This window comes from Rhizobium esperanzae, from assembly GCF_002204185.1.
GTDB lineage: Bacteria > Pseudomonadota > Alphaproteobacteria > Rhizobiales > Rhizobiaceae > Rhizobium > Rhizobium esperanzae.
On record NZ_MXPU01000001.1, the window covers coordinates 146,610 to 164,134 of the forward strand.

A 17,525-nucleotide genomic window follows, 5' to 3' on the forward strand; every position below is an offset into this window, starting at 1 on the left:
TTGCTGCCTTGCGGCAAAGATGGCAGCGGCCGACGGGAAGCGGCGGCCGGAAGTAAATATGCCGGCGTTTCAGTAGGCAGCTCACTGCTCCAGAAAACGTCTCCTTCAGACGGCATCTCGACACGCCGGAACAATTGCCTTAGGCGAGCAGCTGGCTGAGAAGACGCAGCGGAGATCCTGCATTATGCAAACCCTATGGAAGAAGCCGGTGACGCTGGCCCTTGAAGGCCCGGATCAGTGGGTGGTCATCCAGACGACCCAAGCCGCCACATGGGCGCTGATCGAAGACTGGCCGACAGAAGAGGGTCCTGCGCTCGACAGAGCGTGTGCGGTTTGCGCCGATGTCATATCTGGGAAACGGAGCCGGGAAGAGGCGCGGCAGGCGTTCATCGAAGCTGCGATCGAAGCCGGGATCCCTATCAAGGAATGAGACGACGCGCCCCGGTTTTAGCATTCCCGCGGCCAACCTTCCCGCCGCTTCGAGCGCATTCCCGGAAAGGCCGCCGAAGCGCCCGTGCGACAGATGGTCAATGTCCACTACTGCAGCGCGCCGATGAACTGCGACGGGATCAGGCCAGCAGAGCAATTCCTCGGCTTGGCCGGGTCGTGAAATGCACGTGGGTGCGGCTGGAAATGATTAGGCCTGCCAGGCACTTTCGCACTGGACAGGCCCGCAGCCCTTTCGGGAGGTTTCTGTTGCGTCGATGCGCGGAAGCCGATCAAAGTTTGCGATGGTTGACGAGATAGACCGCCGTTCCGGCGATGATCAATCCGGCGACGGGCATCAGCGAAATCATTTCCATCGTCGTCATGGCTTCATCCTTTTGAGAACCGTGCTTGCCGAGTAATGTAATGTACATGCGGTCAAAAAAAACGATGCTGACCAGCATCAGGAAAGGGGTCGGGCCGCCGGAATTATACAGGCTGGAAAAGACAGGGCCAGGCCGCCGACCGCAAACACCGAAATACTGATGCCGTTCAGGAAGGTCGCTAGCAACTTCAGCCGCTCATTGTGAATGGTCACTGCCAGTTTGGCGAGATCAGGATCGGGTGGATATCTGCTGATGACGTGACGGAGGCGGCAATCGCCTGTGATATTCGGAGCCGATTTTCCAAAACAGGAGGTATCAAAGGAAGGGAAAAGAATGGCGCACCCGAAGAGATTCGAACTCCTGACCCCCAGATTCGTAGTCTGGTGCTCTATCCAGCTGAGCTACGGGTGCGTGGCAGAAGCGGCGGTGCCGCTTGCGTGGGCGATCCTCTAAAGGGTCCTTTCGGACATTGCAAGAGCATTTCTGAAAAAATCGCGCGTTTGTCTGCAAGGGCCGCGCTCCGGCGAAATCCCGTCACTTCTCACCCTGCGTCCGATTGCGGTAATCGTCCAGCGAAACCGGACGATCGGGGATCTCGATGCGGAACTGGGTGCCGACCGTCGGCTTTTCCACCAGCGCAATCGTACCGCCATGGGCGAGCACCAGTTCGCGGGCGATGGTCAGGCCGAGGCCGGTGCCGCCGGAACGGGCCGAGCCGCGGAAGGCGGCAAAGAGGTTCTGGCGCGCCTTCAGCGGCATGCCGGGGCCGGTATCGTCCACCGTGATGCTGACGACGCTGCCGACACGCTGGGCGGAGACGGTGATGCGCCGGATGGTCCCGGGGCCGCCCTCGCCCGGTGAAGTCAGCGCCTGCAGGGCGTTGCGGCAAAGATTGTGAATGACCCGGAACAGCTGCTCGCCATCGGCATCGACCTCGAGATCGGCAGCGAACTGTTCGACAAACTCGATGCCGCTTTGCGGATCGATCGCCAGCATGTCCTTGACGTCCTGAGTCAGTCCCAGCAGCCGAACATGGCGGCGGCGCGGCGCCGATTCGCTCGCCTTGCCGTAGGACAGCACCTCCGTCGTATAACCGACGGCGCGGTCGATGGTGCGCAGCAGCTTCGGCGCGAAGCTCTTGACCATCGGATCATCGACATCGACGAGCCGGTCCGACATCAGCTGCGCGGAAGCCAATATGTTGCGCATATCGTGATTGATCTTGGAAACGGCGAGGCCAAGAGCGGCAAGGTTTTTTTGCTGCTTCAGCGTCTTCTGCAGCTCCATCTGCATCGAGGTGAGATTGCGGCCGGCCACCGCCAGCTCGTCACGGCCACCGTCACCGATATAGATATGGGCCGGATTCTCGGGATCGGAGGAGAATTGCTGCATGCTGCCGGTCAGCCGGCGAATCGGGCCGATCAGAATGCGGTTGATCGCAAAGAAGATCAGCGTCGCGGTGAAGAGCGAGATCAGCACCGACAGCAGCAGCACGTTACGGGAATAAGCAAACATCGCCGTGCGCAGCGGCCGGTCCTTCATGACAACCTCGACGCCGACCTTGTTTTCACCCACCGGGCCGTAGACGCGGATCATCCTGCTGCCGCCGAAAATCAAGGTGTCGAGAGCGTCGCGGATCGCCGTCAGCGGCGGCACGTCCGTGAGGTCGTAGGATTCGTCGACGGAGGTCGGCATGTCGGTCGTTGCCAGCAGCCGCGAAGTGCCTTCCTTGCGCAGCACGATCGCCTTGGTGCCGGTCGCTTCCAGCGTCTCCTTCTGCAGGGCGCGCGGCAGCTCGATCGGCTGCAGCCCGTCGATGACGATGGCGGCGGCGGCGGCCGTGTTCAGCCTGTCCTGCAGCCAGCGCATCCGCATGCTGGCGACCGAGGGAAAGAAAATCAGGATCTCGGCGAGCATGATGAAGACGACGGTGAGCCAGAGCAGCTTGCCCGAAAGCCCGCCGAACAAGCCGGACGGGCACCGCCCCTTGGCAGCCTCGCCGGCTGCCGGGATATCAGCCGAAGGATCTTTGCCCTGGTCTCGAACCGGCATGGTCATCTCGCCCGATCGGCAGCGCTCGCCGCCCTCACCGTTGGGTTCTTATATTAGACCAAGACGCTCCGCTTTCAAATCTTTGCGAGCAGCGTCATGTCGCCACAAAGAAACGTGCACGCGAGAGGAGGCGGGCCCTCTCCAACCCCTCCCGACAATGGGGAGCGACTAATTTGCGGCGCCCGCGCAGCAAATGTCAGCCTTTCCGCGGATGAAGCGACGAAAGTAGGAAGCGCCGGCCCTTCCCGTGTGGGGAGGGTTTGGGGCGGAATCTTTGCCCGGCACGGACCGGGCAGAAAAAACTAACGCCGCCCGGAGGCGGCGTTAAAAGGCGCCTGATCAGTGGCGATCAGAACTCTTCCCAGCTCTGCTCGGCTGCGGCCGCATTGCCGCCTCCGAAGGCGCGGGCGACCTTGGCGATCGCCCGGCGGGCGGGTGAGGCGACCGGCTGCCTGTGCGGCTCGTTGCGGACGAGCGTCGCGGGTGCTGGCCCGTCCGACAGCTTGAAGCGGGCGATGAGATGCACCAGCCCGTTGGCTTCGGCCGAAAGCCGGTGGGTAGCGGCGGACGTTTCCTCCACCATCGCGGCATTCTGCTGGGTCACCTGATCCATCTGATTGACGGCGGTGTTGACCTCCTTGAGGCCGGTCGACTGTTCGACCGCGGCTGTGGCGATCGAATGGATATGGTCGTTGATGGCGATGACGCGGGTGCCGATTTCCGACAGCGCCTCGCCGGTCGCCTGGACGAGCTTGACGCCGACCTGGACCTCGTCGCCCGACTTGGTGATCAGCGCCTTGATATCCTTGGCGGCCGTTGCCGAGCGCTGGGCAAGTTCGCGCACTTCCTGGGCGACCACGGCAAAGCCCTTGCCGGCCTCACCGGCGCGCGCGGCCTCGACACCGGCATTCAGCGCCAGAAGATTGGTCTGGAAGGCGATCTCATCGATGACGTTGATGATCTGGCTGATTTCGCGCGAGGCCTGTTCGATGCGGCCCATGGCCTCGACGGCATTGCGCACGACGACGCCGGAGCGGCCGGCATTTTCCTTGGCTTCGGACACCATGACGGTTGCTTCATGCGCCCGCTCGGTGGAGTTCTGGACGACGGCGGTGATCTCGTCGAGTGCCGCCGAGGTCTGTTCGAGCGCTGCCGCCTGCTGTTCGGTGCGCTTCGACAGGTCGTCGCTGGCATTGCGCAGCTCGGCGGTGTTGCCGTTCATCGCTTCGGTCGTCTCGCGCACTTCGCGCATCGTTGCCTGCAGCGTTACGAAGCTGTTGTTGACGTTCTGCTGCAGCTCGGCGAAGGCGCCCTGGAAATTGCCGTTCATCGTCTGGGTCAGGTCGCCTTCGGCAAGGCTTGCGATGACGCGGCGGGTCTCGCCGATGCCGGCATCGACGCTCGACAGCAGCGTGTTGATGTTGCCGGCGAACTGGTTGAGGTTCTCGTCCTGATAGTCCTTGTCGATGCGGTGGCTGAAATCGCCGGCCGCAGCCGCGGCGACGACGACCGACATGCTGGACTGCAGGTCGTCGCTCTTGGCGCGCATCGCCGCTTCCTGGGCGTTCAGGCGCTTGACGGCAAGGCCGTTCTCCTTGAAGACCGCAACTGCGGCGGCCATCTCGCCGATTTCGTCCTTGCGGCCGGCAAAGGGAACTTCGGCTTCGAAATTGCCGTTTGCGACCTCCTTGATCGCGTGGGTGACACGCTTGATCGGGCGGCTCAGATGGCTGGTGCCGATATAAAAGCCCATGCCAACCCCGGCCGCGATGCCGATGCCGGTGATGCCGAGGACGAGCATCAGCACCCAGGAACGGAAGCTCTCAATCTCATCATTGACCGCCTGAAGCGCTGCCTTGTCGGTGGCGACCACCGCGTCGATCTCGGCCTGGAACGCCTTGCGATTGGCGCGGTTGGCCTCATTGTTGCCCTGGGCGCTGGCAGCCTCGGGACCGACTTCGGTGCCGAGCCGAGCCGTTTCCGTGCGGAAGGTGCGGAATTCGGCGGCGCGCGCCACCAGCTTGGCGAAATTGTCCTTTTCGCCCTCGGGCACGAGCGGCGCCCAGCCGGCAATGACCTTGTCGATTTCGTCGAGGCCGGCCATCAGACCCTTGGCGAAATTCGGCGTATCTTTGATCGTCTTCGCCGCATAGATGCCGCGCGATTCCATAACGACAGCGGTGACGAAACGGTTGAGGCGCTCGCCGGCATAGGCGCGGGCGGCGGCCTGCTCGTAGGCCGTGAGGTTGCGGCTGTATTCGCGCATGGCGGACAATGCCGTTGCGCCGATCAGAAGCGCCACCGCGCCCATCACGCAAACGAGCAGATTAATTTTGCCGCGGATCTTCAATGCAGTGCCTCCTAGCTACCCCAAACTGCCTGGAAAGCAAATTCCCAGCCGATGATCCGACTATCGAGGAAATTCCTTAAAGTTGGATTTCTAATATTTACGATTATGGCCAATGAAAATTAGCCATTCGGCGCCTGTCCTGGGCGCAAGTCCCTGAAAATCGGGACTTTCCATCCCGGCGGTGACAAAGTACAACCTTCTGGAGCAAAGCGAACTTCTTAACACTTGCGTGCGAAAACCACGCCCTGGTCAGCATTGCCAGTGAAATGATCTGGTATAATTGACTTTGGCGGCCTTCATCCGTATAAGCCGCCGCACGTCCGGTCACCTAAGGCCTTCATGGCCCGCCCGTTCGAAAAACAACGCTCCTTGCATCATGCAAATTCAAGAAGGGCCGCACTCCGCGGTGTTTAAATAAATGAAGCGTACTTACCAACCATCCAAGCTTGTTCGCAAGCGTCGCCACGGCTTCCGTGCGCGCATGTCCACGAAGGGTGGCCGCAAGGTCATCGCTGCCCGCCGCGCGCAGGGCCGCAAGCGTCTTTCGGCTTAAGGCCGGGTTGCCCGGTAAGAGATGGCGGGCGAAGTGACGACCAGTGAGAAGAAATATGCTGTCGGGCGGCTGAAGAGCCGCCCGCAGTTTCTTGCCGTGCGCGAGGGCGAAAAACGCCGGGGAGGACTCTTCCTTCTCGAAGTCCTCGACCGGAAGGAACCCGACAGCCAGGCCCGTGTCGGTTTCACAGTCACCAAAAAACATGGCAACGCGGTCGAACGGAACCGCATGCGCCGCCGCCTGAAAGAGGCGGTGCGGCTTCATGCGGGATTTGCAATGCAGCCCGGACACGACTATGTGGTTGTCGCGCGCAGGGACGTGCTTGATGCGTCCTTCCAGGAATTGGCCGCGGAGCTGAAGCTTCGCGTGGAAACCAGGCCGAAACACCGGCGCTCCGGAGACGGACGCCCCAGGAACGTATGATGGAAAACAACCGCAATTATTTCATTGCGATCGCTCTCTCGGTGCTGATCGTCCTCGGCTGGCAGTTTCTCTATATGAATCCGCGCATCGAGGCCCAGCGCAAGGCGCAGGAAGCCCAGAAGGCGCAGCAGCAGACCGAGCAGGTCCAGCAGCCTACCGCCGGCGCGACGCCGGCTCCGACCAGCGGTGCAGCCCCTTCCGGCCAGGCCGTCGCAACGGCGACCCTTGAGCAGGCGCTCGCAAAGACCCCGCGTGTTGTCATCGACACCCCTGCCCTTTCCGGCTCGATCAACCTTGCCGGCGCCCGGCTCGACGACCTGAAGCTTAAGGGCTACCACGAGACCGTCGACGATTCGAGCCCGATCATCACCCTGTTCAGCCCGGCCGAAACCAAGGACGGCTACTTCACCGAGCTCGGTTATATCGGCAGCGATGCCACGGGCAGCGTTCCCGGCGCCTCGACGCTGTGGACGGCGCCGGAGGGCGCCAAGCTCACCGAGAAGACGCCGGTGACGCTCAGCTATACCAACGACAAGGGCCTGACCTTTACCCGCACGATTTCCGTCGACGAACGCTACATGTTCACGATCGCCGACAAGGTCGCAAATACCGGCCAGGCGCCCGTCTCGCTCTCCTCCTACGGCCGCGTGACACGGTACAACAAGCCGACGACCCCATCGGCCTACGTCCTGCATGAAGGTTTCATCGGCGTCATCGGCGACGACGGCCTGATCGAAACCAAATACACGGCGGCCGAGAAGGAAGCCGTAACGCCGGCAAAATCCACCGGCGGCTGGCTCGGCATTACCGACAAATACTGGGCTGCAACGATCGTTCCGCCGCAGACGTCAGCCTACGAGGCGCGTTTCTCGCATTTTGCCGACGGTCAGCCGCGCTATCAGGCCGACTACAAGGACGATGCCTTTACCGTTGCGCCCGGCCAGTCGATCGAGCTCAAGAATCTGGTCTTCGCCGGCGCCAAGGAAGTGCCCGTCATCGACGGCTATGAGGCCAGCTATTCGATCCCGAAGTTCGACCGCCTGATCGACTGGGGCTGGTTCTATTTCATCACTAAGCCGATGTTCAAGCTGATGGACTTCTTCTTCCGCTTCTTCGGCAATTTCGGTGTCGCGATCCTGTGCACCACCATCGTCGTCAAGGCGCTGTTCTTCCCGCTCGCCAGCAAGCAGTATGCGTCGATGGCGAACATGAAGCGCATGCAGCCGAAGATGGAGGAACTGAAGGCGAAATTCGGCGACGACCGCATGGGGCTGCAACAGGCGACGATGCAGCTCTACAAGGAAGAGAAGATCAATCCGATCGCGGGCTGCTGGCCGGTGGCGCTGCAGATCCCGATCTTCTTCTCGCTCTACAAGGTGATCTACATCACCATCGAAATGCGCCACGCGCCTTTCTTCGGCTGGATCCAGGACCTTTCGGCGCCCGATCCGACGACGATCGTCAACCTGTTCGGCCTGCTGCCCTTCACAGCGCCGACATTCCTGCATCTCGGCGTCTGGCCGCTGATCATGGGCGTCACCATGTTCCTGCAGATGCGCATGAACCCGACGCCGCCCGATCCGACGCAGGCGATGATCTTCAACTGGATGCCGCTGGTGTTCATGTTCATGCTGGCAAGCTTCCCGGCGGGCCTCGTCATTTACTGGGCCTGGAACAACACGCTCTCGGTGATCCAGCAGTCGGTGATCATGAAGCGCCACGGCGTGAAGATCGAACTCTTCGACAATCTGAGGGGTCTGTTCCGACGAAAGACGGCGCCGTCGAAGTGATGCTCTCAAGCCCCGCTTCGGCGGGGCTTTTCATTTTTGGCTGCCCATGAGCAAGACGCCTACCGCCTGAAAGCTTGACATCCGCCCGCAAAACCACGAAGCCGACAGAAAAACGAACCCGGAGAGCCCCCGTATGACTGAAACCGAAAAGCCGCTCTTCGGGCACCCCTGGATTTTCATCCGTGGCGTCCCGTCGCTCAACTTCCTGCCGCCGGAGGGGCCGTCGGAAGTGGCCTTCGCCGGCCGTTCGAATGTCGGCAAGTCGTCGCTGATCAATGCGCTGGTCGGCCAGAAGGGTCTGGCGCGCACGTCGAATACCCCCGGGCGAACGCAGGAACTCAACTATTTCGTTCCGGACGGTTATTCCGGCGAAGGCGACGACCTGCCGCCGATGGCGATCGTCGACATGCCCGGTTATGGTTATGCGCAAGCGCCGAAGGAGCAGGTCGACAAATGGACGAAGCTCGTTTTCGACTATCTACGCGGCCGGGCGACGTTGAAACGCGTCTACGTGCTGATCGACAGCCGTCACGGCATCAAGAAGAACGATGATGACGTGCTTGATCTGCTCGACAAGGCTGCTGTTTCCTACCAGCTGGTGCTGACAAAAACGGACAAGATCAAGGCGCCGGCCGTTCCCAAGCTGCTTGCCGAGACGGCGGATAAGATCCGCAAACGCCCGGCCGCCTATCCCTTCGTGCTGTCCACCTCGTCCGAAAAGGGCGACGGGCTAGACGATCTACGTCAGGCGATCGCGGAAACTGTCGGGATCGCAAACTGGAAATAACCAGCCAACCCGCATTGTACTCACCGAAACAGCTAAAAGTTTATTTTCCCGTCAAACAGAAAAACTAAAGGTTGACGCGGTGGAATAGGTAACCTATATAGTGCTTATCGAATTTTGCTTGCCGGCTTGGTTATCGCGCGATTAGCACCGCGGCCTGAACGAACTTCCTTTCAAAAATCGTTACCACCATCCGCATCGCCTTCACGCCTTGCGGTTTCTCAATATTGCTATGAAAGGGTTCATCATGACCACTGGCACAGTTAAATGGTTCAACTCCACCAAGGGCTTCGGCTTCATTCAGCCCGATAATGGCGGCGCTGACGCCTTCGTCCATATCTCCGCCGTCGAGCGCGCCGGAATGCGCGAACTCGTCGAGGGTCAGAAGATCGGCTTCGATCTCGAGCGAGACCACAAGTCGGGCAAAATGTCCGCTTGCAATCTCCAGAAGACTTAAATCGGTATCTGCTTCCCTTTGACCACGGATGTACTGGCACTGCCGGAAGCACCGATTTATTGAAGGCCGGGCAATCTGCCTGGCCTTTTTGTTTTCGCTCGCAGTCGAGCCCTTCAATATCGGAGAAGAAATGGCAGAAACATACAGCAAATCGCGCCAGCGGGCGGAGATCGCCTTCGGCAACATCCAGTCCCAGTTTTTCGCGAAGAATAAGGCGATGGAAGAGCTGGAATCCCACGCCCAGTCGCAGCAGGAAAAGACGCTGCGGTTGCGTGAAGCACGGCTTGCGAAGCAACGCGACGATCGCGCCTCGGCAATGTCTGCTCTCCTTGCGAAACGTGCCAAAGCCTGCTGATCACGGCAAAGATCGAGCCCTAGGCAGGTTGCCCGAAGACATGCCCGGGCTGCGCCGAATAGATCTCGCGCACGCACCGCACCGACCTATCCGACGCAACTTTCAAGAGGAAGTATTCGCGGGTTCAAGAGGCGGCAACAGAACGGGCAGAGCCGTGCTGACAGTTCACTCATACCAAAGGACGCCGCAATGGCAGAGGATGCGAAGGAACTTCAGTCGATCAATACAGCATGGCAGATCGCCATCCAGGAGATTTTGCGCATGGTTATCCGAGACATGTATCATGGCGGCGGCGAGGCGTCATTCAAGTCCCATATCAAGCGCATAGAAGAGGCAGCGGTGGACAGTATTTATACGGATTTGCGGCTGCGCGGGACGGATGAGTGGACGGAAGTTCTGGTCAAAGAAAGGGCCAGCAATTTTGTCACGACGCTGCTGACCTCGTTCACTTATGACAGGGCGTAAGCTCGCGACTGACGCTGACGAATGACCTTGCGCCCAATAGAGGCATGCCGACCAGTGACGTCGACCGTCGCATTCACGGCAGCTTTGCAGAGCATCGAGATCTCCGACAGTTGCCGCATTTGAACACCGGCTGTTTAGGCGTGCGACATCGATTGTACTTGCGCCAAGAAAGCTTTTGAAGCAACGCTTGATCTCATGCTGTTGAAGAGCAGCGACGTCCGCGAGAAATCATCCATGACTGACAGCAAAGACGAAGCCCTTTCGCCAGAAGGCGTCGGCAACCTTCCCCATCTTGCCGAAGCCCTCGACGACGACCGGTTTCGACACTTTCTCGATCACGTCCCGTTTGCAGTGGCGGTCTCCGAGCTCGGCACCTTTGAGAAGCTAGTTTACGTAAACCTCGAATTCGAACGGCTGACAGCGCTGACCGCCACACAGGTGGAGGGAAAACGCTGGTCGGACATCGAGGTGAATTGCACTGCAGTCTCCGGCGAGACAACGCTGACAGCCGCTGTGACCACGGCGGAGGAATATATTGGCGCCTTCTCGCTCGCAGCAGAAAGCAATGTGATTATCGACGTTTGGTCGAATACGATCGTCAACGACGATGACGTCCCGCTTTTCCGTCTGGTCGCCTTCGCTGCCCGCAATGAGGCGACGGGTGGCCAGAGCTTCAGTGAGCTGCTGGCCGAGAAGGATGTCCTTCTTCGAGAACTTCAGCATCGCGTGAAGAACAATCTGCAGATGATCACGGCGCTGATCCGAATGGAGGCGCGTAATGCTCAAAAGAACGAGGAGAGCGAACGGTTTGCACGACTTGCAGGGCGGGTCGAAGCCTTGGCTCTGCTCTATCGCGCGCTGTCGGACGAAGAGAAAGGCGCGATGATCGATCTCGGCAGCTATGTGAGCCAGATCGCGGCGTCGGTCATGGCCGCCCACGCGGTGGAAGGCATCCGGCTCGACATGAAGGTGGATACCTGGCCGGTTTCCGTGAATGTGGCGATGCCTGCCGGACTCGTTATCAACGAGCTCCTGACCAATACATTCAAGCATGCCTTCGTAGGGCGGGATGGCGGAGAGATCACGCTGCGCTGTGTCGTCAGCGACACCGGATGCAGGATTACCGTCGCCGATAATGGCGTCGGCCTTCCTGAGGATGTGCCTTGGCCGAACCCCGGAAAACTGAGCGCCATGATCATCCAGTCGCTGAAACAGAACGCCCATGCCGAGGTCGAAGTCAGCTCTTCCCCCGGCAATGGCATGAGTGTCTCGCTCGTTTTCCCAAGGATCGAAGCGGCCCAATAGCCAGGTCAGCGGCGCCGCGCCCCGTTCACGCAGAGGCTCGACGCTGGGCGCCGTTTGCAGTTGGTTGGGGCGCGCCCGAAGAGCGCGCCCTCTGCCGATACACACTTACATCTTCGGCAGCAGCACCTTGTCAACGACATGAATGACGCCGTTCGACTGCTTGACGTCAGCGATCATCACATGGGAGACACCGCCGTTTTCGTCGGTCAGCGTGATCTTGCCCATGCTCTCCCTGGCTTTGATCACGCAGCCGCCGACGGTCTTGATGTCGTGCTCGCCACCATCATCCTTGATCATCTTGGCAACGGTTTTGGCCATAGCGTCGGCCGCAACGACATGGCAGGTCAGAACCTTGGTCAGAGTTGCCTTGTTTTCCGGCTTCAGCAGCGTCTCGACGGTGCCTTTCGGCAGGGCAGCGAAAGCTTCGTTGGTTGGCGCAAAGACGGTGAAGGGGCCTTTGCCCTCGAGTGTGCCGACAAGGCCAGCGGCCTTGACCGCAGCGACCAGCGTCGTGTGATCCTTTGAATTCACGGCGTTTTCGATGATGTTCTTGTTGTCGAACATCGCAGCGCCGCCGACGATCGGGTTCTTGGCGGCGGCAAAGGCGACAGCCGAAAGGACTGTGGCGAGCGCGAAGCCGCGCAATAGGGATCTGATCATGATTTTCTCCTCACCGGACACCATCCGCAAGGCCCTATGCCTGAGCGTCGTCCGGACAGATCGAACTACGGAGGTCCACGCAGAAGAGTTTCAGAGACCAGAAAATGATTTGACGGCCGGCACTGGATCCTGCCGCGCCTGATTATGGCCGATGCACCGCGCCACTTGCGATCACCGGACCGGTCACCTGTCCGCTCGGCGAGCCGCCGAAAGGCTCGAGGCTGACGGCAAGCGTTGCGCCATCGGCGACATTGTTGCGCAGATCGGCGGGGATGACGAGTTCGCCGCTTTCGCCGGGCTGGAAGATGCCGAGCGATTTCGGCGCGCCGCTGCCCGGCACCAGCCAGAGTTCCAGCGATTTCTCCTCCGGCTTGCCGGCGGCGACCGGCACGATCCTCAGCCGGCCGCTCTGGATCTCGTAGGAGGCGCGGAGATTGATCGCGCTGTTTTGACCCGCAAGTTCGGCCACCAGCGGCGCCGGTCCCTGCGGCTGCGGCACAAGGCCGGAGGCGAAGATGACGGCACTCACGGCGACGACGATGCAGGCGAAGGCCAATGAGCGCCAGAAAACCGCCGAATTCCACAGCCCCTGCGAAAAGGATGCGGGTTTTCCGGCATCGCCGAACAGCCGGGACTCGATCTGCTTGAAGGTTTCCCGGCTCGGCGCGACGCCGTCATATTCATCGTTGAAGGCGGAGAGGTTGGTTTCCCAACGGCTGACGATCGCCGCAAATATCCGATCGTGGCGCATGCGCTCTTCCACCACCCGGCGATCCTGCAGCGACAGGACGCCCAAAACATATTCACCGGCGAGGACCTCGTCGCGGGAGCGGTTTCCCTTGCTTTTGTCGGGCGATGTCATCGTTCCATGCACTCTCTCAGTTTCAAGAGGCTGCGCCTGAGCCAGGTCCGCATCGTGTTCAGCGGAACGCCGAACTGATCCGCCAGTTCCTGATAGCTCAGCCCTTCGACATAAGCCCGTTTCACGGCGACCGCACGATCAGCTTCCAACTCTTCCATGCAGGTGTCAATCCGCCTTCCTTCATCCTTCGTCACCGTCTGTCTTTCCGGGTCGGGTTCTGAATCGGCAAGGTCGTAAACGCTGTCGAGTTCGTCGGCGACGGGCTTGCGCGCACGCAGCAGATCGATCGACCGGTTGCGGGCAATTGCGGCCAGCCATGCCGGGGACGATCCCGAGGCTGCCTGGAAGCTTCGAGCGCGTTGCCAGATGCTGATATAGACTTCCTGCAGGGCCTCCTCGGCCTCCGTGCGGTCCTTCAAGATACGCAGGCAGATTGCGAAAAGTTTCGGTGCGGTCTGGTTGTAGAGGGCAGCGAAGGCCATGCGGTCGCCGAGCGCGACGCGGCCGATCAAGTCCTTGATCTCATCGCCCTGCATGCCGTTCCCCTATCGTGCCTCGCTCAGCCGGCGGGTCCAACTCCTCCGGCTTCATGCCACATACGAAAAACTATTGCGTTCTGGATTATTCCCTCTGTCAGAAACTTGCGATAAAAGGCCGCGATCAATTCTGCGGGGTTCCCATGAACGAGTCCGAAAGCGAAATCCAGGCACGTCTTCTCGCCCAGGCGCTGCCTTTCATGCAGCGTTATGAAAACAAGACGATCGTGGTGAAGTACGGCGGCCATGCGATGGGCAATCCCGAGCTCGGCAAGGCCTTTGCCAGCGACATCGCGCTTTTGAAGCAGTCGGGCGTCAACCCGATCGTCGTTCACGGCGGCGGTCCGCAGATCGGCGCCATGCTGACCAAGATGGGCATCGAATCGAAGTTCGAAGGCGGCCTTCGCGTCACCGACCAGAAGACGGTCGAGATCGTCGAGATGGTGCTCGCCGGCTCGATCAACAAGGAGATCGTCGCACTGATCAACCAGACCGGCGAATGGGCGATCGGCCTTTGCGGCAAGGACGGCAACATGGTCTTCGCCGAAAAGGCGCGCAAGACCATCAAAGATCCGGATTCCAACATCGAGCGGGTGCTTGATCTCGGCTTCGTCGGCGAAGTGGTCGAAGTCGACCGCACGCTGCTCGATCTGCTCGCTCGCTCAGAGATGATCCCGGTCATCGCGCCCGTTGCACCTGGCCGCGACGGCGCGACCTACAATATCAACGCCGACACCTTCGCCGGCGCCATTGCCGGCGCGCTCAACGCCACCCGCCTGCTGTTTTTGACCGACGTTCCCGGCGTGCTCGACAAGAAAGGGCAGCTGATCAAGGAGCTTTCCGTCGCCGAAGCGCATGCGCTGATCGCCGACGGCACGATCTCGGGCGGCATGATCCCCAAGGTCGAGACCTGCATCGATGCGATCAAGGCCGGCGTGCAGGGCGTCGTCATCCTCAATGGCAAGACCGCCCATTCCGTCCTGCTCGAGATCTTCACCGAGCACGGCATCGGAACGCTGATCGTCCCCTGATCGGGGCTGCGCCCCTCACCGCAGGGGGGTGCGTCGTCTCACTTCGAACATTTCCCGGTCTTCCTCAAGGCCGGGCGAGATGCCCGAATTCAGGGCGATTCTTTCCGGCGCGCGCGCGCCTGGCTTTCCTTCTTGATCGGCCGGCCGACCGGGCAGACCTCCTGCACGAACCCGTTGAGCGTATTGACGAGATTGTTCTCGATCAGGGAATAGTGAACGAACTGGCCCTGTTTTTCCCGTCTGAGCAGTCCTGCCGCTTCCAGGATGGAAAGATGCTGGGAAACCGCTGGCTTCGACATGCTGAAGCGGTCGGCGATCTCACCGGCGGTCAGCCCCGATGCCGAGAGGTATGCGAGGATCTTCCGCCGCGGCGCGCTGGAAAGCGCGTGGAACACCCGCTGGGCGGGGCCGACCGAGCTGTCTTCTGTAATGTCATCGAAAGTCTCGTCTTCCAAGTTCCCTCTCCATGTCTGCGGCAATCATCGCGTCGATTTGCCAAACAGTTAAGCAATTAGTGCATTGCTTAACTGTTTTTCCTGATGCAAGGTAATTAGGTAATTGCTTAATTAATGAATTGCCGGGCGGTGTTCAAGTGGAGAATGCGCCCGATGGGAAGGAGTTGTTATGAGCAGTATTTCCACCGGACGCATGATCGACGATAGCAGCGATCCCGTGAAGGGCAGAGTGGTCTGGATGCCCGCGAAATCGATCTGGATCACCGCCATGACCGTGGTTGCCGTAGTGGGCGGACCAGTGACCTTCAGCTGGAGCGCTGTTACCGTCTTTGTTCTATCGAGCGCCATCACGATCTGCCTTGGCCATTCGGTGGGCATGCACCGGCTGGTGATTCACGGTTCCTTCAGCGCTCCGCTCTGGCTCGAGCGCTTGCTCGTCTATCTCGGCGCGCTGGTCGGCATGGCCGGCCCCTTCGGCATGATCTACGCCCACGATATTCGCGACTGGGCGCAGCGGCAACGAGACTGCCATGACCTCTATGCCCATCGGCGATCGTTCTTCGTCGACGCCTTCTGGCAGATGCATTGCGCCGTGTCGCTCGACCGGCCGCCACGTTTCGTCCTTGAAGAGCGTGAGCGGGGCGACCGCTTCTATCGTTTTCTGGAGGCGACATGGATGGCGCAGCAAATTCCCTTGGGACTCCTGCTCCTCATTCTCGGCGGACTGCCGTGGCTGGTCTGGGGGATTGCCGTGCGGGTCTCGGTGTCGCTGACCGGGCACTGGCTGGTCGGTCATTTCGCCCATCGGCACGGCCATCAAGGCTGGAGCGTCGATGACGTCGCGGTGCAAGGCTATAATCTACCGCATTTCGGGCTGGTGACCTTCGGCGAGAGCTTCCACGGCAACCATCACGCCTTTCCGGAATCGGCGCGGCTCGGCATCGAGCCGGGGCAGCTAGACCTCGGCTGGCATTTTATCCGGCTGCTGGCAGCGCTCGGTCTGGCTTCAGCGATCAAGCTCCCGCACACGATCGTACCGAGGGATGGGTTGAGACGCGTTGAAGTCTCCGGAGACACTGGTGAGGATCATCCTGTTGGTCAGCGTTGAGGGGGTACCACAGAATACAGCGCGGTGTTCAAGAGAGCCTCACCCTGAGGTGCCCCGGAGGGGCCTCGAAGGGCGGGGCGGGTGCGCTGGCAGCGGATGGATGCAAGCAGCGGCGTTGCGGCATGTCCTTCGAGGCTTCGCCCTGCGGGCTGCGTTGGAGAATGCCGCCGAGTCACAGGCCGGGGAGAGACAGCTCAGCCTCTGCATTAGCGCGCCCAGCAGATCATTATCCGCCTGCAAACCCACCCAAGCCGCAATATCCATCCGACAGGTCGCAAATCGCACAATCTAGCCTTGGCAAGGTTTCGAATCGTGCTTTAGGTTGCGCCCCGAAAACTAACTGGGTCGAGCAAAAAGATGCGCCTTACAGACTGCTATAATTTTCACGATTTCCGGCGCATGGCCAAACGGCGTCTTCCGGGGCCGATCTTCGACTATATCGATGGCGCCGCCGATGATGAGGTGACGTATCGGCGCAATACCGCGGCCTTCGAGGCGTGCGATCTGGTGCCCGATGTTCTCAAAGGGGTAGCCGAGGTCGACATGTCGGTGACGGTCATGGGGCAGAAGCTCGCCATGCCGGTCTATTGCTCGCCGACGGCGCTCCAGCGGCTGTTTCACCACCAGGGGGAACGGGCGGTCGCGGCGGCAGCGGCGAAATACGGCACGATGTTCGGGGTTTCCTCGCTCGGCACGATCAGCCTGGAGGAGGCCAGGCAGATCAGCGACGGGCCACAGGTCTATCAGTTCTATTTCCATAAGGACCGCGGACTGAACCACGAAATGATGGCGCGGGCGAAGACCGCCGGTGTGCAGGCGATGATGCTGACGGTCGACAGCATCACCGGCGGCAATCGCGAGCGCGACAAGCGCACCGGTTTTGCCATTCCCTTCAAGCTCAATCTCGCCGGCATGATGCAGTTTGCCATCAAGCCCTCCTGGGCGATCGGCTGGATGACGCATGAGGCGTTCCGGCTGCCGCAGCTCGAAAACCACGTCAAGATGGACGGCGGTGCGCTGTCGATCAGCCGCTACTTCACCGAAATGCTCGACCCCTCGATGTCGTGGACCGACGTGGCCGAGATGGTGCAGGCCTGGGGCGGGCAATTTTGCCTGAAGGGCATCATGTCGGTGGAGGACGCCAAGCGCGCGGTCGAGATCGGCTGCACCGGCATCGTGCTGTCCAACCACGGCGGCCGCCAGCTCGACGGTTCGCGCAGCGCTTTCGACCAGTTGGCCGAGATCGTCGATGCCGTCGGCGACCGGATCGACGTGATGATGGATGGCGGCGTGCAGCGGGGAACACATGTTCTGAAAGCGCTATCGCTGGGCGCAAAGGCGGTCGGGCTCGGCCGCTACTATCTCTTCCCGCTGGCCGCCGCCGGACAGCCCGGCGTCGAACGGGCGCTGGAGACGATCCGCACCGAGATCGAACGCGACATGAAACTGATGGGCTGCACCTCGGTCGACCAGCTGACGCGGCGCAACCTGCGCTTCCGCTCCTGAGCGCAACCGTATGTCATTTCC

18 protein-coding genes and 1 tRNA gene are annotated in these 17,525 nt (G+C 60.7%); 12 read left to right on the forward strand and 7 right to left on the reverse strand.

What is annotated here, in order from left to right; genetic code table 11:
• Positions 1-184 precede the first annotated feature (184 nt).
• Entirely contained in the window at positions 185-430 is a 246-nt protein-coding gene (locus tag B5E41_RS00700; protein WP_064707810.1) for a DUF982 domain-containing protein, read from the forward strand.
• A gap of 716 nt (positions 431-1,146) precedes the next feature.
• On the opposite strand, the gene B5E41_RS00705 is transcribed toward B5E41_RS00700, so the two are convergent.
• The 3 genes from B5E41_RS00705 to B5E41_RS00715 form a co-directional block, all read right to left on the reverse strand.
• A tRNA-Arg gene (locus tag B5E41_RS00705) sits at positions 1,147-1,223 on the reverse strand.
• 123 nt (positions 1,224-1,346) lie between these two features.
• Positions 1,347-2,864 (reverse strand): ATP-binding protein, encoded by a 1,518-nt coding sequence (locus B5E41_RS00710; RefSeq protein ID WP_064805866.1) that lies wholly within the window; start codon positions 2,862-2,864, stop codon positions 1,347-1,349.
• Positions 2,865-3,213: 349 nt separating this feature from the next.
• Positions 3,214-5,214: a methyl-accepting chemotaxis protein gene (locus B5E41_RS00715; protein WP_088390276.1), complete on the reverse strand. Its 2,001-nt coding sequence runs from the start codon at positions 5,212-5,214 to the stop codon at positions 3,214-3,216.
• A gap of 418 nt (positions 5,215-5,632) precedes the next feature.
• Here B5E41_RS00715 and rpmH point away from each other — a divergent pair, with 418 nt between their 5' ends.
• The 8 genes from rpmH (at position 5,633) to B5E41_RS00755 (ending at position 11,346) form a co-directional block, all read left to right on the forward strand.
• The gene (gene rpmH / locus B5E41_RS00720) at positions 5,633-5,767 is read left to right on the forward strand and encodes a 50S ribosomal protein L34 (protein ID WP_008524438.1); all 135 of its coding nucleotides are present in this window, start codon (positions 5,633-5,635) and stop codon (positions 5,765-5,767) included.
• Between the two features lie 21 nt (positions 5,768-5,788).
• Entirely contained in the window at positions 5,789-6,190 is a 402-nt protein-coding gene (gene rnpA, locus B5E41_RS00725; protein WP_064800485.1) for a ribonuclease P protein component, read from the forward strand.
• Positions 6,190-7,980 carry a membrane protein insertase YidC gene (gene yidC / locus B5E41_RS00730; protein WP_085857950.1) on the forward strand — a complete coding sequence of 597 codons (1,791 nt, stop codon included), beginning with the start codon at positions 6,190-6,192 and terminating at the stop codon, positions 7,978-7,980. The genes rnpA and yidC overlap by 1 nt, the downstream gene beginning before the upstream one ends.
• Before the next feature lie 133 nt (positions 7,981-8,113).
• Complete coding sequence (gene yihA, locus B5E41_RS00735) at positions 8,114-8,767, forward strand: ribosome biogenesis GTP-binding protein YihA/YsxC (protein WP_088390278.1); 654 nt, start codon at positions 8,114-8,116, stop codon at positions 8,765-8,767.
• 244 nt (positions 8,768-9,011) lie between these two features.
• Positions 9,012-9,221, forward strand: coding sequence for a cold-shock protein (locus B5E41_RS00740; protein ID WP_088390280.1), 210 nt, complete (start codon positions 9,012-9,014; stop codon positions 9,219-9,221).
• 130 nt (positions 9,222-9,351) lie between these two features.
• Complete coding sequence (locus B5E41_RS00745; RefSeq protein WP_088390735.1) at positions 9,352-9,576, forward strand: hypothetical protein; 225 nt, start codon at positions 9,352-9,354, stop codon at positions 9,574-9,576.
• Between the two features lie 189 nt (positions 9,577-9,765).
• Positions 9,766-10,041, forward strand: coding sequence for a hypothetical protein (locus B5E41_RS00750; RefSeq protein ID WP_088390282.1), 276 nt, complete (start codon positions 9,766-9,768; stop codon positions 10,039-10,041).
• A 234-nt stretch (positions 10,042-10,275) separates the two neighbouring features.
• Entirely contained in the window at positions 10,276-11,346 is a 1,071-nt protein-coding gene (locus B5E41_RS00755) for a sensor histidine kinase (RefSeq protein ID WP_088390737.1), read from the forward strand.
• Between the two features lie 105 nt (positions 11,347-11,451).
• On the opposite strand, the gene B5E41_RS00760 is transcribed toward B5E41_RS00755, so the two are convergent.
• The 3 genes from B5E41_RS00760 to B5E41_RS00770 form a co-directional block, all read right to left on the reverse strand.
• On the reverse strand, positions 11,452-12,006 hold the full coding sequence (locus tag B5E41_RS00760) for a fasciclin domain-containing protein (RefSeq protein WP_088390284.1): 555 nt from the start codon (positions 12,004-12,006) through the stop codon (positions 11,452-11,454).
• A gap of 142 nt (positions 12,007-12,148) precedes the next feature.
• Positions 12,149-12,868, reverse strand: a complete 720-nt coding sequence (locus tag B5E41_RS00765; protein WP_088390286.1) for an anti-sigma factor — start codon at positions 12,866-12,868, stop codon at positions 12,149-12,151.
• Complete coding sequence (locus tag B5E41_RS00770) at positions 12,865-13,404, reverse strand: sigma-70 family RNA polymerase sigma factor (protein WP_064805862.1); 540 nt, start codon at positions 13,402-13,404, stop codon at positions 12,865-12,867. Before B5E41_RS00770 ends, B5E41_RS00765 begins: the two co-directional genes overlap by 4 nt.
• A gap of 143 nt (positions 13,405-13,547) precedes the next feature.
• On the opposite strand from B5E41_RS00770, the gene argB reads away from it, so the two are divergent.
• Positions 13,548-14,435, forward strand: coding sequence for an acetylglutamate kinase (gene argB / locus B5E41_RS00775; RefSeq protein WP_011423809.1), 888 nt, complete (start codon positions 13,548-13,550; stop codon positions 14,433-14,435).
• Positions 14,436-14,524: 89 nt separating this feature from the next.
• On the opposite strand, the gene B5E41_RS00780 is transcribed toward argB, so the two are convergent.
• Complete coding sequence (locus tag B5E41_RS00780; RefSeq protein WP_088390288.1) at positions 14,525-14,890, reverse strand: metalloregulator ArsR/SmtB family transcription factor; 366 nt, start codon at positions 14,888-14,890, stop codon at positions 14,525-14,527.
• A 169-nt stretch (positions 14,891-15,059) separates the two neighbouring features.
• Between B5E41_RS00780 and B5E41_RS00785 the strand changes: the two genes are divergently transcribed.
• Positions 15,060-15,998 carry a fatty acid desaturase gene (locus tag B5E41_RS00785; protein WP_088390290.1) on the forward strand — a complete coding sequence of 313 codons (939 nt, stop codon included), beginning with the start codon at positions 15,060-15,062 and terminating at the stop codon, positions 15,996-15,998.
• A gap of 357 nt (positions 15,999-16,355) precedes the next feature.
• On the forward strand, positions 16,356-17,504 hold the full coding sequence (locus tag B5E41_RS00795; RefSeq protein WP_088390294.1) for an alpha-hydroxy acid oxidase: 1,149 nt from the start codon (positions 16,356-16,358) through the stop codon (positions 17,502-17,504).
• Positions 17,505-17,525: the final 21 nt, after the last annotated feature.